16 protein-coding genes are annotated in these 22,931 nt (G+C 67.0%); 8 read left to right on the forward strand and 8 right to left on the reverse strand.

The annotated features are described in order from the left end of the window. The first annotated feature begins 121 nt into the window (after positions 1-121). The 6 genes from ABKS89_RS18165 (at position 122) to ABKS89_RS18190 (ending at position 9,642) form a co-directional block, all read left to right on the forward strand. Positions 122-2,143: an alkyl/aryl-sulfatase gene (locus ABKS89_RS18165; protein WP_348586440.1), complete on the forward strand. Its 2,022-nt coding sequence runs from the start codon at positions 122-124 to the stop codon at positions 2,141-2,143. Between the two features lie 76 nt (positions 2,144-2,219). Beyond that, entirely contained in the window at positions 2,220-3,215 is a 996-nt protein-coding gene (locus ABKS89_RS18170) for an AraC family transcriptional regulator (protein WP_348586442.1), read from the forward strand. Between the two features lie 435 nt (positions 3,216-3,650). Continuing rightward, positions 3,651-4,184 carry a sigma-70 family RNA polymerase sigma factor gene (locus tag ABKS89_RS18175; RefSeq protein ID WP_081518335.1) on the forward strand — a complete coding sequence of 178 codons (534 nt, stop codon included), beginning with the start codon at positions 3,651-3,653 and terminating at the stop codon, positions 4,182-4,184. Beyond that, entirely contained in the window at positions 4,181-5,155 is a 975-nt protein-coding gene (locus ABKS89_RS18180; RefSeq protein ID WP_348586444.1) for a FecR domain-containing protein, read from the forward strand. Before ABKS89_RS18175 ends, ABKS89_RS18180 begins: the two co-directional genes overlap by 4 nt. 228 nt (positions 5,156-5,383) lie before the next feature. Next, positions 5,384-7,909, forward strand: coding sequence for a TonB-dependent siderophore receptor (locus ABKS89_RS18185; protein WP_348586446.1), 2,526 nt, complete (start codon positions 5,384-5,386; stop codon positions 7,907-7,909). 263 nt (positions 7,910-8,172) lie between these two features. After that, on the forward strand, positions 8,173-9,642 hold the full coding sequence (locus tag ABKS89_RS18190) for a sensor domain-containing diguanylate cyclase (RefSeq protein ID WP_171039411.1): 1,470 nt from the start codon (positions 8,173-8,175) through the stop codon (positions 9,640-9,642). On the opposite strand, the gene ABKS89_RS18195 is transcribed toward ABKS89_RS18190, so the two are convergent. From ABKS89_RS18195 to ABKS89_RS18225, 7 genes are read right to left on the reverse strand one after another with little or no spacing between them, the layout of a single operon-like run. Beyond that, positions 9,639-10,256, reverse strand: coding sequence for a methylthioribulose 1-phosphate dehydratase (locus ABKS89_RS18195; RefSeq protein ID WP_138214514.1), 618 nt, complete (start codon positions 10,254-10,256; stop codon positions 9,639-9,641). The two genes, ABKS89_RS18190 and ABKS89_RS18195, sit on opposite strands and share 4 nt — an antisense overlap. A gap of 17 nt (positions 10,257-10,273) precedes the next feature. Further along, complete coding sequence (locus ABKS89_RS18200) at positions 10,274-11,122, reverse strand: alpha/beta fold hydrolase (protein WP_348586448.1); 849 nt, start codon at positions 11,120-11,122, stop codon at positions 10,274-10,276. Beyond that, positions 11,115-12,323, reverse strand: a complete 1,209-nt coding sequence (locus ABKS89_RS18205) for an LLM class flavin-dependent oxidoreductase (protein WP_199287129.1) — start codon at positions 12,321-12,323, stop codon at positions 11,115-11,117. The genes ABKS89_RS18200 and ABKS89_RS18205 overlap by 8 nt, the downstream gene beginning before the upstream one ends. Continuing rightward, a complete protein-coding gene (locus tag ABKS89_RS18210; RefSeq protein WP_348586450.1) occupies positions 12,320-13,930 on the reverse strand; it encodes an ABC transporter ATP-binding protein in 1,611 nt (536 codons plus the stop codon). The genes ABKS89_RS18205 and ABKS89_RS18210 overlap by 4 nt, the downstream gene beginning before the upstream one ends. Next, positions 13,927-14,763: an ABC transporter permease gene (locus ABKS89_RS18215; protein WP_348586451.1), complete on the reverse strand. Its 837-nt coding sequence runs from the start codon at positions 14,761-14,763 to the stop codon at positions 13,927-13,929. Before ABKS89_RS18215 ends, ABKS89_RS18210 begins: the two co-directional genes overlap by 4 nt. Further along, positions 14,760-15,752 carry an ABC transporter permease gene (locus ABKS89_RS18220; protein WP_138214518.1) on the reverse strand — a complete coding sequence of 331 codons (993 nt, stop codon included), beginning with the start codon at positions 15,750-15,752 and terminating at the stop codon, positions 14,760-14,762. The genes ABKS89_RS18215 and ABKS89_RS18220 overlap by 4 nt, the downstream gene beginning before the upstream one ends. After that, positions 15,749-17,269, reverse strand: a complete 1,521-nt coding sequence (locus tag ABKS89_RS18225; protein ID WP_348587597.1) for an ABC transporter substrate-binding protein — start codon at positions 17,267-17,269, stop codon at positions 15,749-15,751. The genes ABKS89_RS18220 and ABKS89_RS18225 overlap by 4 nt, the downstream gene beginning before the upstream one ends. 341 nt (positions 17,270-17,610) lie before the next feature. Here ABKS89_RS18225 and ABKS89_RS18230 point away from each other — a divergent pair, with 341 nt between their 5' ends. After that, on the forward strand, positions 17,611-18,996 hold the full coding sequence (locus ABKS89_RS18230; RefSeq protein ID WP_348586452.1) for a tetratricopeptide repeat protein: 1,386 nt from the start codon (positions 17,611-17,613) through the stop codon (positions 18,994-18,996). Positions 18,997-19,031: 35 nt separating this feature from the next. On the opposite strand, the gene ABKS89_RS18235 is transcribed toward ABKS89_RS18230, so the two are convergent. Beyond that, positions 19,032-20,027: a P1 family peptidase gene (locus ABKS89_RS18235; RefSeq protein WP_348586454.1), complete on the reverse strand. Its 996-nt coding sequence runs from the start codon at positions 20,025-20,027 to the stop codon at positions 19,032-19,034. 413 nt (positions 20,028-20,440) lie between these two features. Here ABKS89_RS18235 and ABKS89_RS18240 point away from each other — a divergent pair, with 413 nt between their 5' ends. Then, positions 20,441-22,888: a TonB-dependent receptor plug domain-containing protein gene (locus tag ABKS89_RS18240; RefSeq protein WP_348586455.1), complete on the forward strand. Its 2,448-nt coding sequence runs from the start codon at positions 20,441-20,443 to the stop codon at positions 22,886-22,888. Positions 22,889-22,931: the final 43 nt, after the last annotated feature.

Raw genomic sequence — 22,931 nt, forward strand, 5'->3', positions numbered from 1 at the left:
CAACCGGCGGGCCATGCCCACAAGGCCCCGACGCACCACCCGATGCAGTGAGGAAGTCACCGAAATTCAACGCTGGCAGTTGCCCCGCAGGTACAGCGCATTCCGCAAGAAGGAGCTTGAAATGAAAGCGATTGCCCGATCCCCGAAGCCGTTTGGCCAACTGCCAGGCCACGGTCTCTGGAAATTCAGTGCCTCGTTCGCCCTGGCCGCCGCCATCTCCATGACCACCCAGGCCTGGGCCGCCGAAGCGCCCAAGCCCGCCTCCGAGGCGACCAAAACCGCCAACGACGCCCTGCTCAAGGAGCTACCGTTCGACGACAAGACCTCGTTCGAGCTGGCGCACAAGGGCTTCATCGCGCCGCTGCCGTCCGAGCCGATCAAGGGCGAGAAAGGCAACCTGATCTGGGACCCGGCCAAGTACAACTTCATCAAGGAAGGCCAGGCCGCGCCGGCCTCGACCAACCCGAGCCTGTGGCGGCAATCGCAGCTGATCAACATCTCCGGTCTGTTCGAGGTCACCAAGGGCCTCTACCAGGTGCGCAACTACGACCTGTCGAACATGACCATCGTCGAGGGCAAGACCGGCATCACCATCTTCGACCCGCTGATCTCCGAGGAAACCGCCCGCGCGGCGCTGGAGCTGTACTACCAGCACCGGCCGAAGAAACCGGTGGTGGCGGTGATCTACACCCACAGCCACGTCGACCACTACGGCGGCGTGAAGGGCGTGGTGAAAGAGGAAGACGTCAAGGCCGGCAAGGTGAAGATCTACGCACCCAAGGGCTTCCTCGAACACGCCGTGGCCGAGAACGTGATGGCCGGCACCGCCATGAGCCGTCGCGCCAGCTACATGTATGGCAACCTGCTGCCGCCGACTGACACCGGCCAGCTCGGCGCGGGCCTGGGCACCACCACCTCCGCCGGCACCGTGACGCTGATCCCGCCGACCGACATCATCTCGCAAACCGGCGAGAAGCACGTCATCGACGGCCTGCACTACGAGTTCCTCTACGCGCCGGGCAGCGAGGCCCCGGCCGAGATGATGTACTACATCAAGGAAATGAAGGCGCTGAACACCGCCGAAGACTCCACCCACACCCTGCACAACACCTACTCGCTGCGCGGCGCGAAGATCCGCGAGCCGCTGCCCTGGTCGAAGTACCTCAACCAGGCGCTGAAGATGTGGGGCGACGACGTCCAGGTGATGTACGCCATGCACCACTGGCCGGTCTGGGGCAACAAGGAAGTCAACGAGCACATCGGCCTGCAGCGCGACATGTACCGCTACATCAACGACGAAACCCTGCGTCTGGCGAACAAGGGCCTGACCATGACCGAGATCGCCGAGCAGGTGAAACTGCCCAAGGCGATCGCCACCAAGTTCTCCAACCGTGGCTACTACGGCTCGCTGAACCACAACGTGAAAGCGACCTACGTGCTCTACCTGGGCTGGTTCAACGGCAACCCGGCGACCCTGCACGAGCTGCCGCCGGATGAAGAAGGCAAGCGCTACGTCGACATGATGGGCGGCGCCGACGCGGTGCTGAAGAAGGCCAAGGAGTACTACGACAAGGGCGACTACCGCTGGGTAGCCGAGGTGGTCAACCACGTGGTCTTCGCCGACCCGAACAACCAGGCGGCGAAGAACCTGCAGGCCGATGCCCTCGAGCAGATGGGCTACCAGGCCGAGAGCGGCCCGTGGCGCAACTTCTACCTGACCGGTGCGCAGGAGCTGCGCAACGGCGTGCAGAAGCTGCCGACGCCGGACACCGCCAGCCCCGACACCGTCAAGGCGATGGACCTCGACCTGTTCTTCGACTACCTGGCCATGCGCCTGAAGGGCCCGGAAGTCGAGGACAAGAAGATCACCCTGAACTTCGACTTCACCGACCTCAAGCAGAAGTACCTGCTGCAGATGGAAAACGGCGTGCTCAACCACACCGAAGGTCTGCAGGCCAAGGATGCCGACGCCACCATCACCCTGACCCGCGACACTCTCAACAAACTGATGCTCAAGCAGGCGACGCTGAAGGATGCCGAGGCCTCGGGCGACATCAAGGTCAACGGCGACCAGGCCAAGCTCGAAGAGCTCATGAGCTACATGGACAACTTCGACTTCTGGTTCAACATCGTCACGCCCTGACCGGGCCGCAACAGCCAGGACGGCGGCTCGCGCCGCCGGCCCGGCGCTTTCCTCGCAGTCCTGGAAGCCCCCTCACATGGATACCGTTCGCGGCACCGCTTTCCTCCAGTTCGGCGAACTGCTCGCCGAGCGCGGCGCCTCGCTGCGCGCTCACCTCGCGCCGCATCGCATCGACCTGAACGTCGTCGGCGACTACGAGAAGAAGTTCTCCTACCGCAGCCTGGTGCAGATCTTCGAAGGCAGCGCCCGTTCACTGGCCATGCCGGAATTCGGCCTGGAACTGGCGAGCCGGCAGAAATCCACCCTGCTCGGCCCCCTGCAACACCTGGCGCAGACCGCGCCCACTGCCGGCGAAGGGCTGGCTGCGGTGGTGCGCTACATGCGCCTCTACAGCCCCTCGATCCTCTTCCACCTCGAGCGCCGCAACGACTGCACCCTGCTCTGCTTCGACAACGCCCTGCCGTGCATCGAAGAGATTCCGCAGATCGTCGAGAAGTCCCTGCTGCACGGCCAGCTGATGATGACCGAACTACTCGGCACGCCCTTCCAGCCCACCACCGTGCTGCTGCGCCACCAGCCGCAAGCCGAGCTGGCGGTGTACCGGCGCTACTTCGGTTGCCCGGTGCTGTTCGGCCAGGAGTACAACGCCCTGGCGATCTCCCAGCGCGACCTGCAACGCCCCTGCGTACGCCACGACGCCACGCTGCACTCCATCGTGAAGTTCTACCTGGAAGCGCATTCGGGCGCGGACGAGAAACTCGGCTTCGAGGTCGAGCGCCACATCCACGCCCTGCTGCCCCGGCAGCGCTGCAACCTGGAACAGGTGGCACAACTGCTCGACCTGCACCCGCGAACCCTGCAGCGTCGACTGGCCAACGACGGTATCGACTTCGAAGAGCACGTCGACCAGATCCGCCGCCGCCGCGCCGAACAGCTGCTCGGCCAGTCCGACCTGCCCATCGCGCGGATCGCTCAGGAGCTGGGCTACCGCCGTACCACCTCATTCTGCCGCGCGCACCACCGCTGGTTCGGCATGGCGCCCATCGAGCATCGGCGGGCGCTGAAGGGCTGATCACCCAGCCTGTACCTATAGATGGACTTGGCCTGTCGGCATTTGTCGGTGGCATTGGATTCCGCCGCTCTGGATTTCGTGGGCAAGGTCCGCTCCTACATAGCCAGAAACGCCGCAGCCAACCTGTAGGAGCGGGCCATGCCCGCGATCGCGCGCATGGCACGCTCCTACAGATGGGCGCTACCTGTCAGCGCTTGCCGGTGGGATCGGATTCCGCCGCTCTGGATTTCGGGGACAAGGTCCGCTCCTACATAGCCAGAAACGCCGCAGCCAACCTGTAAGAGCGGACCATGCCCCCGATCGCGCGCTTACAACGGCGCGGCGATGCAGGAGATCACTGGAACACTCCCTGCAAAGCGTTATTGCCCTGAGGCCGGGCATTCGGTTATTTTGATAATAATTCGCATTTGCACAACACCAATCGTCCGGCCTCCCATGACACGACCCATCGCCTGCGCCCATCGAGCCCAAGTGGCCAGCCTCTACCGCGAGAACCATGGCTGGATCCAGCAGTGGATCAATCGACGCCTGGGCAACGCCAGCGACGCCGCCGAGCTGGCCCAGGACGTCTTCGTGCGCCTGCTGGCGCAGCCACGGGAGTTCGAGAGCGACGTGCACGCCCGCGCCTATCTGAGCCGCATCTCGCTGCACCTGTGCGTCGACTTCTGGCGCCGCAAGCAGCTGGAGAAGGCCTGGCTCGAAGCCCTGGCGCTGGTGCCGGAAAGCCATTGGCCGTCGCAGGAGCATCAGGCGATCATCCTGGAAACCCTCGGCCAGCTGCAGGACCTGCTGGAGCGCCTGCCGCCCAAGGTGGCCGCCGCCTTCAGCCTGTCGCAGCTGCACGGCATGGGCTACCGGGAGATCGCCGAGGAGCTCGGCGTCTCGGTGCGCACGGTGACCAAGTACATCGCCCAGGCCATGTTCCAGTGCGCCCTGCTCGAGGCGGAGCTGGACGGAGTGCTGCAATGAGCGCGCGCCCCGGCCTCGACCACGCCACGCTGGAAAGCGCCGCCGACTGGTTCGCCCGCCTGCAGGAAGCCCCCAACGACGCCGAACTGCGCGCGCAATGGCGACACTGGCTGGACCAGGGCGAATCGCAGCGCCTGGCCTGGAGCTACATCGAACGCATCGGCCAGCGCTTCGCCGGCCTGCAGGAGCAGGGTCCCGCCGCGCACCGGACGCTGGCCACCCTGCGCACCGGCAAGCAGACGCGCCGCCGCCTGCTCAGCCAGTTCAGCGTGCTGGCCGGCGCCGGCCTGTTCGGCTGGCTCGGTTGGCGAGCAAATCCCATCGACAGCCTGCACGCCTGGCGCGCCCAGTACCGCACGGCGGTGGGCGAGCGCCGCAGCGAGCGGCTGAGCGACGGCACGCAGGTCTGGCTCAATAGCGACAGCGCGCTGGACATCCACTTCGACGACAGCCGCCGCGAGCTGGTGCTGTACGCCGGTGAAGTGCTGATCGAGACCGGCCTCGGCGACAACCGCCCCTTCCAGGTACGCACCCGTGCCGGCCTGCTGCAGCCGCTGGGCACCCGCTTCAGCGTGCGCGAAATCGGCCCGCGCACGCAGCTCAATGTTTACCAGGGCGCGGTCCGCACCACGCTGCAGGACAGCGGAGCCAGCCTCACCCTGCAGGCGGGCCAGGGCGTCGTCTTCGATGCCCGCGAGGCCGGTGCCGTAACACGCGCCGAAGCCCGTCGCGAAGCCTGGAGCCGCGGCCTGCTGCTCGCCGAGGACATGCCGCTGGAAGAATTCATCGCAGAACTCGGCGGCTACCGGAGCGGCCACCTGGGCGTCGACCCCGCCGTGGCACGGCTGCGCGTCATGGGCAGCTTCCCGCTGGCGGACACCGACCAGGCCCTGGCGCAGCTGGAAGAGGTGCTGCCGGTGCGCGTGCAGCGGCGTTTCGACTGGTGGGTGACGGTGGTTCCGCGGAGCTAACGAGGCGCTGAACGCATTCGTAGGGCGCATAACCCGGAACGGGTTATCCGCCGTCAAGCTCGCGGCGGATAACGCTGACGCGTTATCCGCCCTGCGTGTGTTCACGAGCAACAGCCTTCCCGCTCAGGTGGCACTCGGCAAAAAAAGTTTTCGAGAATGGTTCCGATTTTCCGTTCTGCTTCGGATTACTAGGAAACACTCCTAATAACCGGACGCCAAGGAACCGGAATGTCACGCCAAGACCAGCACTTCCCAAGCAAAAAACATCCCCTGTTTCTCGCCATCGCCCTGAGCCTGGCCACCGTCTCCCCGCTCACGGCGACCTCGACGGCGATGGCTGAGCAAGCTCAGCGCCAGAGCTTCGACATTCCCGCCGGCCCCCTCGCCCGCCAGCTCAATGAGCTGGCCGCGCAGACCGGCCTGCTGCTGGCCGCCGATGCCGAGCTGACCCGCGACCGCCAGAGCCAGGCCGTGCGCGGCAACTATAGCGCCGAGGAAGCGCTGGACGTGATGCTGATGGGCAGCGGCATCGCAGCCCAGCGCAATGGCAACCGCTACCAGCTGGTGCCGATCCCGCAGGACGACACCGCGCTGGAGATGACTGACACCACCATCATGGGCCAGGGCATGGGCCAGGCCACCGAGAACAGCGGCAGCTACACGCCCGGCCTGACCAGCGTCGGCTCGAAGACACCGACCTCGCTGAAGGAAACTCCGCAGTCGGTCTCGGTGATCACTCGCCAGTTGATGGACGACCGCCAGATCACCGACATCAACGAGGCCATGAAGGCGGTGCCGGGGATCACCGTGCAGAGCGGCACCTTCCGCCTGCAGGACTACTACTCGCGCGGCTTCGCCATCCAGAACATCCAGCTCGACGGCGCCGCGCCCATGGCACTGGGCACCACCGCCGGCTCCTTCTACTCCTCCAACGTCTACGACATGGCCGAGTTCGACCACGTCGAAGTGCTGCGCGGCAGCTCGGCGCTGTTCGGCGGCACCGGCGACCCCGGCGGCATCATCAACCTGGTGCGCAAACGGCCGCTGGATACCTACCAGCTGAAGTTCAGCGCCTCCGCCGGCACCTGGGACAACTACCGCTCCGAACTCGACGTGACCGGGCCGCTGGGCTTCGATGGCAAGCTGCGCGGGCGCGCGGTGATGGCCTACCAGGACCGCCAGTACTTCACCGACAACCGCGCCACCGACAAGCCGATCTTCTATGGCGTGATGGAAGCAGATGTCACCGACGACACCATGCTCACCGGCGGGATGCGCTTCAACCAGGTCCACGAAACCGGCACCGCCAACGCCGTGCCGCGCTACAGCAATGGCGTCGATCTCGGCCTGCCGCGGCATACCGGGCTGTCCACCACCTGGGCCTATGCCGATGGTTTCTCCCGCGAGTACTTCGCCAAGCTCGACCACCGCCTGAACGACGATTGGAAGCTCAACCTCAGCTACACCAACATCTACGACACCATCGAAACCAACAACGCCACCACCCTGGGTTCGGTGAACCCGGTGACCGGCACGGGCGTCACCCGCTACGGCACCTGGATCACCCAGTGGAGCGAGCAGGACCTCTGGGACGCCAACGTCTCGGGCAACTTCAGCCTGTTCGGCCTGAATCACCAGCTCACCGTCGGCGGCGACTACCAGGACATCGACAGCCGCTGGCAGGGCACCCCGCGCTTCGCCACGGCCGGTGGCGCGGTGGACGTGTTCGACCCGAACTCCACGCCCTGGAACGACCCCGGTACCCGCCCGGACGTCACCCGCAACTACAGCCCCAACAGCCAGACCCAGTACGGCCTCTACTCCAGCCTGCGGCTGCAATTGGCCGAGCCGTTGCACCTGATCCTCGGTGCGCGGGTGCAGCGCTACAAGTTCGACCAGACCTACCAGACCCTGGCCAATGGCACCTGGAACACGCAGTCGCGCGTCGACATGCGCGAGCCGACCAGGACCACGCCTTTCGGCGGCATCGTCTACGAGCTCACCGACGAGTGGGCCGCCTACGCCAGCTACGCGGAAATCTTCAAGCCGCAACAGAACTACATGGCCGGCCCGCTGGGCAGCGGCAGCACCCTCGACCCCATGACCGGCAAGACCTACGAGACGGGCCTGAAGGGCGAGCTGTTCGACGGCAAGGTGAACACCAGCGTGGCGCTCTACTACACCAAGCGCGAAGACCAAGCCGTGCTCGACCCGCAGTACGACGCCACCTCGGTGCTGTTCGGCGGCAACTGCTGCTACGTCAACGGCGGCGAAGTCGTCAGCAAGGGCGTGGACATGGAAATCTCCGGCGAGGTGCTGCCGGACTGGATGGTCATGGCCAGCTACACCTTGAACCTCAACAAGAACCGCACCGTCGGCGGCGAGCTGAGCACCATCACGCCCAAGCACATGGCCAAGCTGTTCAGCACCTACCGCCTGCCGGGCGACTGGTCGAAGTTCCGCGTTGGCGGCGGTGTCGATATCCAGAGCGCGACCAAGGTCAGTGGTACCGCCTCCTACTACGACAGCAACGGCAACGTGACCCAGGCCGACGTGCCGTTCGATTACCAGCAAAGCGGCTACGCAGTGTGGAACGCCCTGGTCGACTACCAGCTGGACGAGCACTGGAACGTTGCGCTCAACGGCAACAACCTGTTCGACAAGAAGTACTACCAGACGGTCGGCACCTCGACCTATGGCAACGTCTATGGCGACCCGCGCAACTTCATGCTGACCGTGCGTGCGACGTACTGAGGATCGAGCCTTCATCAAAGCTTAATCTTGCGCCGGCAGACTGAATCCAGTCACCAATGGTGCGTGACCCATGAATGCTGCCTGTTCCAGGCAGCATTTTTTTTGCCCGCCAGTCGGGGAATCCCTGCAGGAGCGGGCCATGCCCGCGATCGCACGCAGGGCGCGCTGCCACCGTGGAATACCGGACAACCCGGCCGATTGCTGCTATATGCCTTGAGGCACGCACTGATGTGCAGCCGCTCCCCCCCTGTATGGATACCGGCATGCCGATCCGCCGTTCGAGCACCGTCCTTCTCGCCAGCCTGGGCCTGACCGGCGCCATCGCTGCCCTGTCGGCCTGGGCGATCCTGGAGATGCGCCACGACGCCCTGGAAGTCGCCAGTGCCAACGGCCACAACATCGCCCTGCTGGTGCAGCGCGACATCCAGCGCAACCTCGACCTCTACGACATGACCCTGCAAGCCGTGGTGCGCGCCCACGCCCAGCCGGAGATACGCGGGCTGTCCATGGACACGCGCAACCTGCTGCTCAAGGCGTACACCGCGCCCACCCGAGGCATGGGCTCGGTGTTCCTGACCAACGCCGACGGCATCGCCACCTACAGCTTCGGCAAGGAAGTCCCCGCACGCATCGACCTCTCCGGTCGCGAGTACTTCCAGGCGCTGCGCGTATCGCAGGGCGACGCGCCCTACCTCAGCCACCCGTACATCCCCTACTCCAGCGACGCCCGCAACAGCGTTGCGCTGAGCCGTCGCCTGGAACGCGAGGACGGCAGCTTCGCCGGGGTGGTCGGCGCCAACCTGGAACTGGCCTACTTCAGCGAACTGTTCAGCGACCTCAACCTCGGCGATGGCGGCACGGTGAGCCTGCACATGCGCGACGGCACGCTGCTCGCGCACTGGCCGGACACGGAGCCCGCCGCGACGCTGAGCGAATCCTTCGAGCGCTATCGCAGCAACGGCGAGGAAAACTTCTTCGACACCAACAGCGACGGGCAGGAACGCTGGCACGACTTCCGCCCGGTGGACGGCTACCCGCTGGTATTCAGCGTCGCCCTGCCCTCCCGCGAGATCTACGAGGACTGGTACTGGCGCGCCGGCCTGATCGGTCTGCTGGGCATTTCCCTGATCGGCGCGGTCATCGGCCTCGCGCTGCTCGCCCTGCGCCAGATGCGCGAACGCGACCGCCAGGAAGCCGAACTGCGGCAAGCCGCCAGCACCGACCCGCTGACTGGCCTGAACAACCGCCGCGCCTTCGACCTGCGCGCCAGCCACGAGTGGTCGCGCTACCAGCGCAGCGGCGCCGCGCTGTCAGTGATGCTGATGGATATCGACAAGTTCAAGGCCTACAACGACCACTATGGCCACCCCGCCGGCGACGCCGCACTGAAGACCGTGGCACGGGTGATTGCCGAGTGGACACGGCGCCCGGCCGATTGCGCAGCGCGGTTCGGCGGCGAGGAATTCGTCGTACTGCTGGGCGACAGCGGGGAAGCCGACGCCCTGGAGCTGGCCGAGCACATCCGCGCCAACCTGCAGGCCCTCGCCGTGCCGCACGAGCATGGCCCGCTGGGCGTACTCACCCTGAGCATCGGCGTGGCCAGCACCTCGCAGTTCAGCCCGGTTGACTGGGCCGAGCTGCTGCAATCCGCCGACAGCGCGCTGTACCGGGCGAAGGATGGCGGACGCAACCGGGTGGTCGGCTTCCGCTCCGTCGCAGTCGAAGCCTCCTAGCCGCGCAGACTCAGCACCTTCAGCTCGCACTCGAAGAGAAACTCGAACGCCTCCACCTGGCGCAGCGCGTCGCTCATGCGCGCGCCCCAGGTGTACAGGCCGTGGCCGCGAATCAGATAGCCGGGGCAATCCGGGTGGGCGTCGAGCCACGGCTGCACCCGAGTGGCCAGGCGGGCGATGTCCTGGTCGTTGTCGAAGATCGGCACGCTGACGCGGCCTTCATGGCTGGTGACGCCGGCAAAGGCCTTCTGCAGCTCGTAGTCCTCCAGCTCCATACGGTCACCGACGGTCAGGCGCGACAGCACCGTGGCGTTCACCGAGTGGGTGTGCAGCACCGCGCCGACCTCCGGGCGCCACGCATAGAGCTGGGTATGCAGCAGGGTTTCCGCCGAAGGCTTCTTGCCCGGCTCCAGGCTGTTGCCGGCCAGATCGGTTTCCAGCACATCGTCCTCACCCAACTGGCCCTTGTGCTTGCCGGAAACAGTGAGCAGAACGCGATCCGCCGTCAGGCGCGTCGAATAGTTGCTGCTGGTGGCCGGCGACCAGCCACGGCCGTAGAGGAAGCGGCCGGCGTCGATGATCTGCCGGGTGAGTTGCTGGCGGGTATCGGTCATTTCAATAAAGATCCGGATCAGGTTGTGGCGAGCAGTTCGCGCAGGTGGCGATTGACGGTCTGTGGCTTCTCCAGCATCAACTGATGACCACAGTTCTCCAGCACCTCAAACTGCGAATTGGGTAGCCGCTGGTGCAAGGCCCGCGCGCGCTCGGCGGGCGTCAGGCCGTCGCTGTCGCCGGAGACGATTCGCACCGGCAGCAGCAGGCGATCCAGCTCCGGCTCCGGCAACCAGTTCGCCTGACTCACCAGCGCCTTGAACACATCGAGTCGGTTGCTGCGGGTCAACTGCTCTTCGTAATCGATCAACTCCGGATCGGCATCGGCGTGCCAGGCACGCTCACGAAAACCTTTCGACAGGACAGGCCGGAACCACTCCAGCAGCCACGCCGGCAGCGACAGCAGCCCGCCGCGCCCCAGCGGGCGGTTGAGCTGGGTGCCCAGCAACAAAGCCGAATCGATCAGTGCGCCCTGCCCTTCGGCCTGCAACGCCAGCAGACTGCTGACGCTCAGGCCGGTGCCAAAGGAGTGCGCGGCGAGGATGTTGCGCTCGCCGGCATAGCGCCGCAGCACCGCCACCTGGTCAGCGACCAGTTCGTCCCAGGCGTAGTCCGTTGCGCGCCGGGGCTTGTCGCTGGCTCCGTGGCCCAACAGGTCCCAGGCCACCAGGCTGTAGCCCTCGGAGGCCAGCTCGCGCCACTGTTCGCGCCATTGATCCTTGTTGCCGCCGCCTCCGTGAGCGAAGAACACCACGGTCTGCGGGTAGCGATGCCCCTTGCTGTGGGCCAGGCTGATGTGCCGGCCGGGGCGGATTTCCACACGCTCGCCGCGAACCAGTGGCAGTGCTTGCGTCCAGTGTTCAGGCATGTTCGCCAGTCTCCTTGCTGTGGGTCAGGCCCAGATGGTCGCGCAGGGTCCTGCCACTGTAGCGCCGGCGGAACAGGCCGCGATGCTGCAGTTGAGGCACCACCTGCGCGACGAAGTCGTCGAGGCCGCCGGGAAGGTACGGCGGCATGATGTTGAAACCGTCCGCCGCGCCGGATTCGAACCACTCCTGCAGTTGGTCGGCGATATCCACGGCGGTGCCGGCGATCACGCGATGGCCACGGGCATCGGCAATACGCTGGTAGAGCTGGCGGATACTCAGCCCCTCGCGCCGTGCCAGTTCCAGCAGCAGGTGCTGGCGGCTGACGCCGGATTCGGTGGTCGGCAGCTCCGGCAATGGGCCATCCAGCGGCAGTTGCGACAGGTCGAAGCCACCGGCCACGTCCGACAACAGCGACAACCCCACCACCGGCTGCACCAGTTCCTGCAACTGCGCACGGCGCTCGTCGGCCTCCGCACGGCTCGCGCCGAGGATCGGCAGCACCCCGGGCATCACCTTCAGCGCCCCCGGGGCGCGACCATGGTGAGCCATACGCTGTTTGATATCGCGGTAGAAAGCCTGCGCACCGGTCAATTCCGGCTGCGCCGTGAACAGCACTTCCGCATGCTGCGCCGCCAGCTCCTTGCCAGCTTCCGACGCGCCCGCCAGCACCTGTACCGGCGCCACGCCACGGGCGGTCCAGCGCTCACGCACACGCCGGAGGAAGTCCTCCGCCATGCGGTAGCGGCAGGCGTGCTCGAAGTGCCGGTCGCGACCGAAGTTGCCGGCCTCCTCGGCATTGCTCGAGGTCACCAGGTTCCAGCCACTGCGGCCACCACTGAGGGATTCGAGGGTGGCGAAGGTGTCCGCCACGTTCGCCGCATCGTTGTAGGACGACGTGACGGTGGCCACCAGCCCGATGTGGCGGGTGCTGACGGCCAGATGCGCCAGCAGCGTCAGCGGTTCGAAGTGCTCGGTGCGCGCCATGCGGCTCAGTGCATCCAGCCGGCCGGGCAGCATGGCGAGGGTGTCGGAGAGGAAGATCGCATCGAAGCAGCCACGCTCGGCGGTGCGCGCCAACGCCTGGTAGTGCGCCACATCCAGCCCGCCAGCAGCGTGCGCACGGGGATGCCGCCAGCCGGCCAGGTGATGCCCGGTGGCCATGAGGAAAGCGCCTAGCGCCATCTGTCGCGGTGCCGTCATGCGGGCTCCTCCACTTCGCGCAGCGGATGCGCGGCGAGCAACCTGCGCGTGTAGTCATGTTGCGGTGTGTACAGCACCTGCTGCGCCTCGCCCAGTTCGACAATACGACCGCCCTGCATGACCGCGATGCGATCGCACAGGCGCGCCGCTACCTGCAGGTCATGGGTGATGAAGACCAGGCTCAGGCCCAGTTCGCGCTGGAGTCTTTCCAGCAGCTCCAGCACCTGCTGCTGCACCAGTGCATCCAGCGCCGACACGCATTCGTCGGCCACCAGTACCTTGGGCTGCAGGGCCAGCGCACGGGCAATGCCGATACGCTGGCGCTGGCCGCCAGAGAAGTCCCGTGGGTAGCGCTCGAAGGCGGTTTCCGGCAGACCGACCTGCGCCAGCAGTTCCCGCGCGCGGCGTTCCGCCTCGGCGGCGGAAACACCGTGGGCCAGCGGTCCGGCCATGATCTGCCGACCGACACGCTGGCGCGGATTGAGCGAGGCGAACGGGTCCTGGAAGACCATCTGGACCTGCTGGCGTAACGGACGCAGGCGGCGCTGGGACAACGACGCCAGGTCCTGCCCCCGCAGCAGGATCTGCCCGCCGTCCGGGCGCAACAGGCGCACCAGCGCGCGGCCCAGGGTGGTTTTGCCCGAGCCGGACTCACCGACGATGCCCAGGCACTCGCCCGGACGCAGGCTGAACGAGGCGTCGGCCAAGGCGGTAACGCGGCGTCGGCGCCAGAGACCCTGGCGGCTGTCGTAGTGCTTGTGCAGGCTGGCCACTTCCAGCAGCGGCGCAGCGTCCCCATCAAAACGACGCGGCCCCCGCTCGCCAGGATTCAGCGCCGCCAGCAACTGGCGCGTGTAGGGGTGCTGCGGCGCATCCAGCACCTGGCGCAGCGCGCCCTGTTCCACCACGCGGCCCTTTTCCATCACCAGCACGCGGTCGGCGATGGCCTCCACCACAGCGAAGTCGTGGGTGATCAGCAAAACCGCCATGCCTTTCTCGCGACGGATGCGCCGCAGCAATTCGAGTACCTGCGCCTGGGTGCTGACGTCCAGCGCCGAGGTCGGCTCGTCGCCGATCAGCAGCGCCGGCTCCAGCGCCAGGGCGATGGCGATCACCACCCGCTGACGCTGGCCGCCGGAGAGCTGGAAGGGATAGGCGTGATAAAGATTTTCCGGTTCGGGCAGGCCGACGTAGCCGAGCAGGTCGAGCACCCGCTCGCGCCGTTTCGCGGCCTGCGCAACGCCATGGGCACGCAGGCTTTCGTCGATCTGCCGGCCGATGCTCATCAGCGGGTTGAGCGCGCTCATGGGCTCCTGGAAGACCATGGCGATGTCCTTGCCGCGCAGCTCGCGCATGCCCTCTTCACTGCGTCCGGCGAGGTCCTCGCCGCGAAAACGGATGCTGCCCTGAACCGGCTCCAGGTGGGCCGGCAGCAAGCGCAGGATGGCGTTGGCGAGCATCGACTTGCCCGAGCCAGACTCACCGACTACGCAAAGCACTTCACCGGCCGCCAGGTCGACGGACAGGTCGCTGACCGCACTGGCACGGTCGCCGCCCGCCGGCAGGTCGATGCGCAGGTCGCGCACCTCCAGCAGTTTCTCGCTCATGGGCGTCCTCCCTGGTTTCCAGGCGCCTGCACGGCTTCGCGCAGCGCCTCGCCGACACGCTGCACGGACAGCACCGTGAGCAGGATCGCCACGCCCGGCAGCAGGCTCATCGAAGGTGCATCGCGCAGCAGATTGCGTGAGGCGTTGATCATGTAGCCCCAGCTCATCGCCTCCGGATCGCCCAGACCGAGGAAGGCCAGCGCGGCTTCGGTAAGGATGGCGGCGGCGAGGATGAAGGTCAGGCTCACCAGCAGCGGCGACAGCGCGTTGGGCAGTATCTGCACGAAGACGATGCGCGCCGGCCGCTGGCCAAGCACCAGCGCCGCCTGGACGAATTCGCGCTGACGCAGGCTCATGAATTCGCTGCGCACCAGCCGCGCCACTGGTGGCCAGGCCACCAGCGCCAGAGCCAGCACCACCGAGCCCACGGAGGGCTCCATCAGCGCCACCAGCACCACCGCCAGTACCAGCTGCGGGATGATCTGGAAGCACTCGGCAATGCGCATCAGCAACTCGTCGATCCAGCCGCCGAAGTAGCCGGCCGTGGCGCCGACCAGCAGGGCCGGCAACAGGGTCGCCAGCGTCGCCAGCAGCCCGACGGTCAGCGAGGTGCGCGCGCCGTAGAGCATTCCGGTGGCGATGTCGCGGCCGAGCATGTCGGTGCCCAGCCAATGGCTGGCGTCATGCAATGGCGGCATCAGCGGCCGCGCCAGCATCTCCCAGGGCGAGGCCGAGCACAGCCACGGCGCGAAGATGGCCGCCGCTGCCAGCAGGATCAGGTAACCGGCAGCGAGCAACGCACCGGGGCGGTAAAACGCACGGCGCAGGCTCATCGCACCTCCCCCGCCGCGCCGATGCGCGGGTCCAGCAGGCGGCAGAGCAGATCGGTGAGGAAGTTGAACGCCACCACCAGGCAGGAGATCACCAGGAACACCCCCAGCAGCAATGCATAGTCGCGCTGGCTGAGCGCGTCATAGAGCAGCCGGCCGATGCCCGGCCAGGCGTAGACCACTTCGATCAGCAGTGCGCCGCTGGCGAGTTGGCCGAGCTGCAGGCCAGCGAAGGTCACCACCGGCACCAGTGCATTTCTCAACACATGGGCGAGCAGGATGCGCCCTTCGCCCAGCCCCTTGGCGCGGGCCAGGCGCACGTGCTCCTGGGGCAGGATGTCGAGCATGGCGCTGCGGGTCAGGTGGACGTACATCGCCAGCGACAGGAAGCTCAGCGACAGGCACGGCAGCAGCAGGTGGCCGAGGCGATCCGCCCACCAGTCCCAGCCGCTCAGGTCCGCGCCAACGCTCTGCATGCCGAAGGCCGGCAGCCAACCCAGCTGCACGGAGAACAGCAGCACCAGCAGCAGCGCCAGCCAGAACGGCGGCGTGGCGAACAGCACCCAGACGGCACGGCCAATGAAGCGGTCGAGCCGGCCACTGCCCTGCTGGCTGCGTGCAGCCAGCACACCAAGAGCGACGCCCAAAGTCAGTGACACGACGAAGGCCGAACCCATCAGCAACAACGTCGCCGGCAGGCGCTCGGCGATCAGTTGCCAGACGCTTTCCTGGTTGCGGTAGGAGTACCCCAGGTCCAGATGGGCGATCTGCGCAAGGTAGCGCCACAGTTGCACGGGCAGTGGCAAGTCCAGGCCCATCTCGCCGCGCAGCCGAGCGATGTAGTCGGCGTCATCGCTGCCCGCCTCGCCGGCCATCAACAGTGCAGGGTCGCCCGGCGCGAGGCGCAGCAGCAGGAAGGCACCGACCAGTACCGCGACTATCAGGGCCAGCGCACGCCCCAGGCGCGCGCCGGCGTACAGCAACACATTCATTGCTTGGCGGGCTCCAGGTAGACCTCGGCGTAGCTGTCGTTGAGGCTGGTGGCACTGCGGATCAGGTTGTGCACGCGCTGCTGGTAGAGCGTGGGGAAGCGCATCTCGAAGATCGGCGCGATCGGCAGGTCATCATTGAGCTTGCGCTCCAGCTCGCCGTATACAGCCTGGCGCTCGGGGCCCTCGGGCGTATTGGCGACGCGCTGCCAGAGCGCGTCCGCGGCGGCATCGCTGTAGCCGGTGATGTTGGCGAAGGGCGAGGTCTTGAGGATGTAGTCGGTGCGGTACAGGTAAGCGGTGGTCAGGTAGGGATCGCCGATCTGGAAGATGAAGTTGTAGGTCAGGTCGAAGTCCCAGTCGCTGGCGCGCTGGTACCAGGTGGCGGCGTCGGAGGTCGCTACCTGCACCTTGATGCCCAGCGGCTGCAACGCCTGCTTGGTGTACTCGGCCAGGCGCTCCCAGGCGCCGCCCTTCTCGCCGTTGAGCAGGCGCACGCGCAGCTTGCTGACGTCCACGCCGGACTCGGCGATCAGTGTCTTGGCCCTGGCCGGGTCATAGCCGTACTGCGGCAGTTTCGGGTCGTGGAAGGCGCCAAGGAACGGCCCGGCGGCGACTCGGCCGGTGCCGAAGAAGATGTTGTCGACGATGAACTGGCGGTTCAGCGAATAGAGGATCGCCTGGCGCACCTTGGGATTGTCCAGGCCCGGCTTGCGGGTGTTGATCTGCAGGAAGGCCAGCCCCGGATACAGCTCGTAGCCCTTCTCCGACGCCTCGACGCCCGGCAACTGAGACAGGCGCTTGAGGTCGGCGTAATCGGCATCGCCGCTGCGCAGCACCTGCACCTCGCCGCGCTCGAATGCCGCCGCGCGGGCAGCGGCATCGGGGATAACGTGATAGACGATGCCGTCGAGGTACGGCAGGCCCTTGTGCCAGTAATCCGGATTGCGCGCCAGGCGGATATACGCGCCGCGCTTCCACTCCTGGAACACGAACGGCCCCGTGCCGACAGGCTTGAGGTTGTACGGGTTGCTGCGGAAGTCGGTGCCGGCGTACAGGTGTTTGGGCACGATGGGCCGCAGGCCGCTGCCCAGCGCCGACAGCAGTGGCGAGAAGGGTTTCTTCAGCTGGAACACCACCTGATCGGCGCCTTTGGCCTGCACGCCTTGGACGTACTCGCCGAAGATGCTCGCCATGCGCTTGTCCACCTCCGGATAGAAGTCCTGGAAGCTGAACACCACGTCGTCGGCACTGAAGGGTTGACCGTCATGCCATTTCACGCCGGGCTGCAGGTTGAAGGTGTAGGTCAGGCCGTCTGGCGACACCGTCCAGCTGCGGGCCAGCACCGGCTGCGGCTTGAGGTCGGTGTCGAAGGTGATCAGCCCTTCGAGGATCTTGCCGCCGACGTACTGGGTCGCGACGTGGCTGACCACCGCGTGGGACAGCGACGGCGGCTCGGGCTGCGCCACCAGGTCGAGCTGGCCGCCGCGGGTCGGCTCCGCCACGGCGGCGCCCGCCATGGCCAGGCCGGCCGCCAGCAGGCCGGCAAGCAGCCGGGCGTGACGTGGGCGCCGTGGCGCGAGTCGGAAAGTGGGACTGGGCATGGAAGCTCCTGCAGGATCAGCGCCGCAAATCGGCTTTACCAGGGGCTTGAGCAAGCGCTGTGCCATGGCCCTGCAGGCCCGGCGCTGCGGGGTTTGCGGCGCCTGGGCGCGAGGCCGCTGGTGCAAATCACACAGTGCCGCCGGCGCATTGCCTGAAAAGCAGCAGCCGCTGTCGCGCAGCCTCACGCACGGCGCGGCCTGCGCGACTGGCACAGGCTTTGCGACTAGCCTGCATCTTCTATTTGGAGCAGCAGCGCATGACCCAGGACTATCTTGGCAACCCCATCGACAGCGAGCGCGCGGACACCCGCCAGGCCATCGATGACTTCACCGGCGGTGTGCTCGCCTACCAGACCCGCGCGGAAAACATCCTCGCCGGCGCTGACGCAGACCCGGCCTCGGTGCTGGCCAACGCCTTCGCCGGCCTGCTGATGATGTTCGCCGAATCGCCACAGGCGCCCAGCCTCGCCGCGCGCTACCTGCAACGGGCCTGGGCGGCTGGCCCTGGCATTCCCCGCGCAGAACGCTACACCGCGCTGCTCGCCGCCTGGAGCGCTGACGACCTGCCCGAGGCGCTGCGTCTGAGCGAGCTGCTGCTCGATGAGCACCCACGCGACCTGCTGGCCGCCAAGCTCAACCAGTACTTCGAGTTCAACCGCGGCAACTCGCCGGCCATGCTGCGCATCGCCCTGAAAGCCGTGAAAGGCGCCGAGGATGTACCCCAGGCCTACGGCATGCTGGCCTTCGCCTACGAGCAGTGTCACCTGCTGGAAGAAGCCGAAGCGGCGGCGCGCTATGCGCTGCAGTTGCTGCCCGGCGAGCCCTGGGCGCAACACGCCCTCGCCCACGTGCTGCTGACCCGAGGGCGCATCGAGGAAGGCACGCAGTTCCTCGAGGAAGCCAGCGCCGGCTGGCAGGGACTCAACTCCTTCATGTACACCCACAACTGGTGGCACCTGGCGCTGTTCTACCTGGCGCGGGGCAACCAGCAGCGCGTGCTGGAAATCTACGACCGGCACGTCTGGGGCATCTTCCCCGGGTACTCCCAGGACCAGATCGGCGCGGTCTCGCTGCTGGCCCGCCTGGAGTTCGCCGGTATCGACGTCGGGCCGCGCTGGGAAGCGCTGTTGCCGTACCTGCGCGAACGCCGGGCGGATGTTGTGCAGCCGTTTCTCAGCCTGCAATACCTCTACGGCCTGGCCCGCGCCGGGCAGGAAGAAGCCGGTGAATTGCTCGAGGCGCTACGCCAACAGGCACGCCAGGCACCGGACTTCAGCCGCGCGGTGTGGGCCGACGTGACACTGCCCGCCGCGGAAGGCCTGTACGCCCATGCCCGTGGCGAGTACGCACTGGCGGCGCGACGACTGGGCCAGGCGTTGCCGCGCCTTGGCGAAATCGGTGGCAGCCATGCCCAGCGCGACCTGTTCGCACTGATCGAACTGGATGCGCAATTGCGCGCCGGGGACTGGCTGGCCGCGCAGCAGGCATTGGAGCTGCGGCGCCGCTACGACGCCCTGGACGTGCCCGGCAACCGCCATCTCGAGCGGGTCTATAGCGCCCTCGGCCTCCCCCAGGAAGCCGCTCGCGCGGCCCGCCGGGTAGCACGAGCACTGGGCGAGAATCCGCACTTGCCCGGCCACTGAGCGCCCGTGGGCGCGATCGCGGGCATGGCCCACTCCTACAGGGAGCGGGCCAGGTACACGCCACGGGCAATGGCCCGCGCCACGCAGTCGGCAGCCGCCGAGCCGATGCGCGACAGCTCCACCTGACGGCGCTGGCCATCCACCAGCTCGACATCGCCGGACGCCATGGCGAACAGGCTGTCGCCATCGAACGGCAGGTGCGCCGGTCGCACCGCGCGGGCGATGCCGTCCTGAGCCATGATCGCCAGGCGCTTGCACTCAGCGGTGGTCAACCGCGCATTGCACGCCACCACCGCCAGCGTGGTGTTGGCGCCGGCCTGCAGGCGGCCCATGGAATCGAGCCGTGAGAGCTCCGGCATCGGCTCGCTGCAGTCCATCCTCTGTGCCGGCACGCGCCCACCGAATTCGCTGCCCTGCTCCCAGGGCCAGGCCCAGAACGTCTCACCGTCGGGCATGTAGACGCTGCCGATGGGATTGACCACCACCAGCGCACCCACCACCAGGCCATCGCCCAGGTCCAGCGAAGCCGAACCCAGGCCGCCAGGCAGCACGCCGGCCATGGCACCGCGCCCGGCACCGACCGCGCCCAGGGCGAACTCCACATCCAGGTTGGCCAGCGCCTCGCGGCCCAGTTCGCGGTACGGCGGGTCGATACCCCAGCCCTTGTCGCCGCCATTGGCGAGGTCATGCAGCACAGCCGCCGGCACGATGGGAATGGCCGGCGCACCGGCCTTCAGGTGCAGGCCGATATCCCGCGCAGACAGCTCCGCGCTCACGCCATCCGCCGCGCCCAAACCGAACACCGAGCCGCCGGAAAACACCAGCGCATGCAGCTGCCCCACCATATTCTCCGGCTCCAGCGCAGCGGACTCGCGCCCGCCGGGGCCGCCGCCGCGAATATCGACGCTGGCAGTCCACACGCCGCTCGGGCGCAGCACGGTGACGCCGGTGCGCACACGTTCATCGGTGGCATGGCCGACCAGCAGGCCGGGGATATCGGTGATCAGGTTTCGCGGGCCGGGTCTGGGCATGCGTCTCTCCAGGCAGATAAGTGAAAACAGCGCCGGAGCAAGGCCTGTGCCAGCACCCCGGCGAAGGCTCGAACCTGCCTGCGTGCCCCTTGCTGCAAATGCAGCATCGCGCCACCCGGGACCTGCGCCTCGCCGGCGGCTGGATGAAAAGCAACAGCCTGGGTCGGCACTGCTGCAAACCCAGCAGGGAATTTCCAGCGCCACCGGCAAGCCACTGAAAGACAAGGCCTTTCCAGACTGGCACAGCGCTTGCCTAGTCACCGCCATGAGCTTGAGCCTGCCTTCCGACTGAACGCGACCAGTCCCTCCCAGCAACAAGCCGTTCGCCAACGCGGCCCCGATGCCGTCGACACGATAACCCGCAGCGGCCACCCAGACGGGCGCCAGCCGGGAGCAAACCTTGGAGCGTAACCATGACCACAGTCACCCGTGCCCGGAGCGCATCGACCGCCCGCACGCTGTTCACCCATAGCCTTCTGTTCCTCGCCGTTACCCAGGCATTGCCGGCACTCGCCGCCGATGCCGATGCCAGCGCCAACGGCAGCACCACCGACAACCGCCTGAGCACCGTGGTGGTAGTCGGCAACCGTGGCCAGGCGCGCACCCTGGCCGACAGCCCGGCACCGGTGGACGTCATCTCCAGCAAGCAGCTGGAAGCCACCGGCCAGGGCGACCTGACCCGCGCCCTGAGTCGCGTGCTGCCCTCGCTGAACCTGCCCGCCTCGTCCGGTTTCGGCTCTACCTCCGTGGTCCGCCCGATCAGCCTGCGCGGCCTCAACGGCGACCAGGTGCTGGTGCTGGTCAACGGCAAGCGCCGGCACAACAGCGCCCTGCTCAACAACGGCACCTACCTGAACTCCGGCTCGCAGCCGGTGGACCTGGACATGATCCCCACTGCCCTGGTGGACCACGTCGAAGTCCTGCGTGACGGCGCCTCCGCGCAGTACGGCTCCGACGCCATCGGCGGGGTGATCAACGTGGTGCTCAAGCAGACCGACCACGGCGGCCGTCTGGCCAGCACCTACGGCCAGAACTACGAGAACGGCGACGGCGAGACCGCCCGCCAGAGCGGCAACATCGGCTTCGAGCTGGGCAACGAGGGCTTCGTCAACTTCGCCCTGGACTACAAGCACCAGAACGTCTCCGACCGCTCCGACAACGCGCCCTATACCGACTCCGCCGGCAACACCAGCCTGCAGCACACCTACTACGGCACCGGCCTGCCCAAGGTGGAGAACTTCAGCCTGGGCTACAACGCCGAGCTGCCGGTGAACGACGCGCTGACCCTGTATTCCTTCTCCACCTATACCAACCGCGAGTCGTCCAAGCCGCTGGCGTTCCACCAGCCGGCGAGCTTCAACGGCATCCCGACGCCCTACCCCGAGGGCATCGAGGACAACCTGCGGTTCATCGAGAACGACTTCCAGTTCGCCTTCGGCGGCAAGGGCGAAGCGGGCGGCTGGGACTACGACCTGTCCACCACCTATGGCCAGGACCACGCCCGCGCCACGCTGACCGATACCTACAACCTCAGCTACGGCGCGGACTCGCCGACCAACGTCGACACCGGCGTGAAGACCTTCAGCCAGTGGACCAGCAACCTCGACCTGACCCGCGCCTTTGACCTCGGCCTGGCCAAGCCCACGCAGATTTCCTGGGGCCTGGAGCACCGCTACGAGAACTACAAGATCGGCAAGGGCGAGTACGCCTCCTACGGCTACGGCGACTACCAATACGGCGCCAACGGCGCGCTGATCGCCCCCGGCACCATCTCCGGCGCCGGCACCACCCCGGCTGACGCCGCCTCCAAGGGCCGCACCAGCTACGCCGGCTACGGCGAGATCGGCCAGGACTTCACCGACAAGTGGCACGTCGACCTCGCCGGGCGCTACGAGCACTACAACGACGGCTCGGGCGTGACCACCAACGGCAAGCTCTCCACCCGCTACCAGCTGACCCCGATCCTGGCGCTGCGCGGCACCGCCAGCACCGGCTTCCGCGCGCCCTCGCTGGCCCAGCAGATCTACAGCTCGACCTCGCAGAGCAGCGTCAACGGCAACCTGATCGACTACCGCAACGTCGCGGTGAGTTCGGATGTGGCCCAGGCTCTCGGCGCGTCCACCCTAAGCCCGGAGAAGTCCACCAACTACAGCGTCGGCCTGACCCTGCAGCCCACCCCGGCCAGCAGCCTGACCATCGACGCGTACCAGATCAAGATCCGCGACCGCATCGCCCAGACCGGCTACCTGGGCGGCACCCAGGCGATCCAGGACATCCTCGCCGGCGCCGGCCTCAACCCCAACCAGTACGTCACCTACTTCACCAACGCACTGGACACCACCACCCGCGGCGTCGACATCGTCGGCGACTACCGCCAGGAGCTGGGCGCCTACGGCAGCATCCGCTACAACGCCGGCTTCAACTGGAACACCACCGAGATCGACAAGATCCACGCCTCCTCCGTGGCCCAGTCCGCCCTCGGTCCGGACGGCGGCTACGATCGCCAGCGCCAGGGCAACCTCAAGCACGGCCAGCCCGAATCGCGCCTGCTGCTGGGCGCCGACTGGAGCATCGGCCAGTTCGACGTGAGCCTGAACCTGACCCGCTACGGCGAGTACACCCAGTACGGCACCGCCGAGGTCTACGACCGCACCTTCGACCCGCAGTGGATCACCGACCTCAACGTCGACTACCACCTGACCCGCAACCTGACCCTCACCGCCGGGGCGAACAACCTGTTCAACGTCTACCCCGATCGCACCAACCTGCCCAGCACCTCCGGCGCCTTCCCGTACGGCAACTTCTCGCCCTACGGCACCACCGGCGGCTACTGGTACACGGGCCTGGCCTACAACTTCTGACCTGGCACAAGCCGGCGGGCGCCCAGACAGCGCCCGCCCGAAC

It is taken from the genome of Pseudomonas sp. LABIM340 (assembly GCF_040017195.2).
Lineage (GTDB): Bacteria > Pseudomonadota > Gammaproteobacteria > Pseudomonadales > Pseudomonadaceae > Pseudomonas.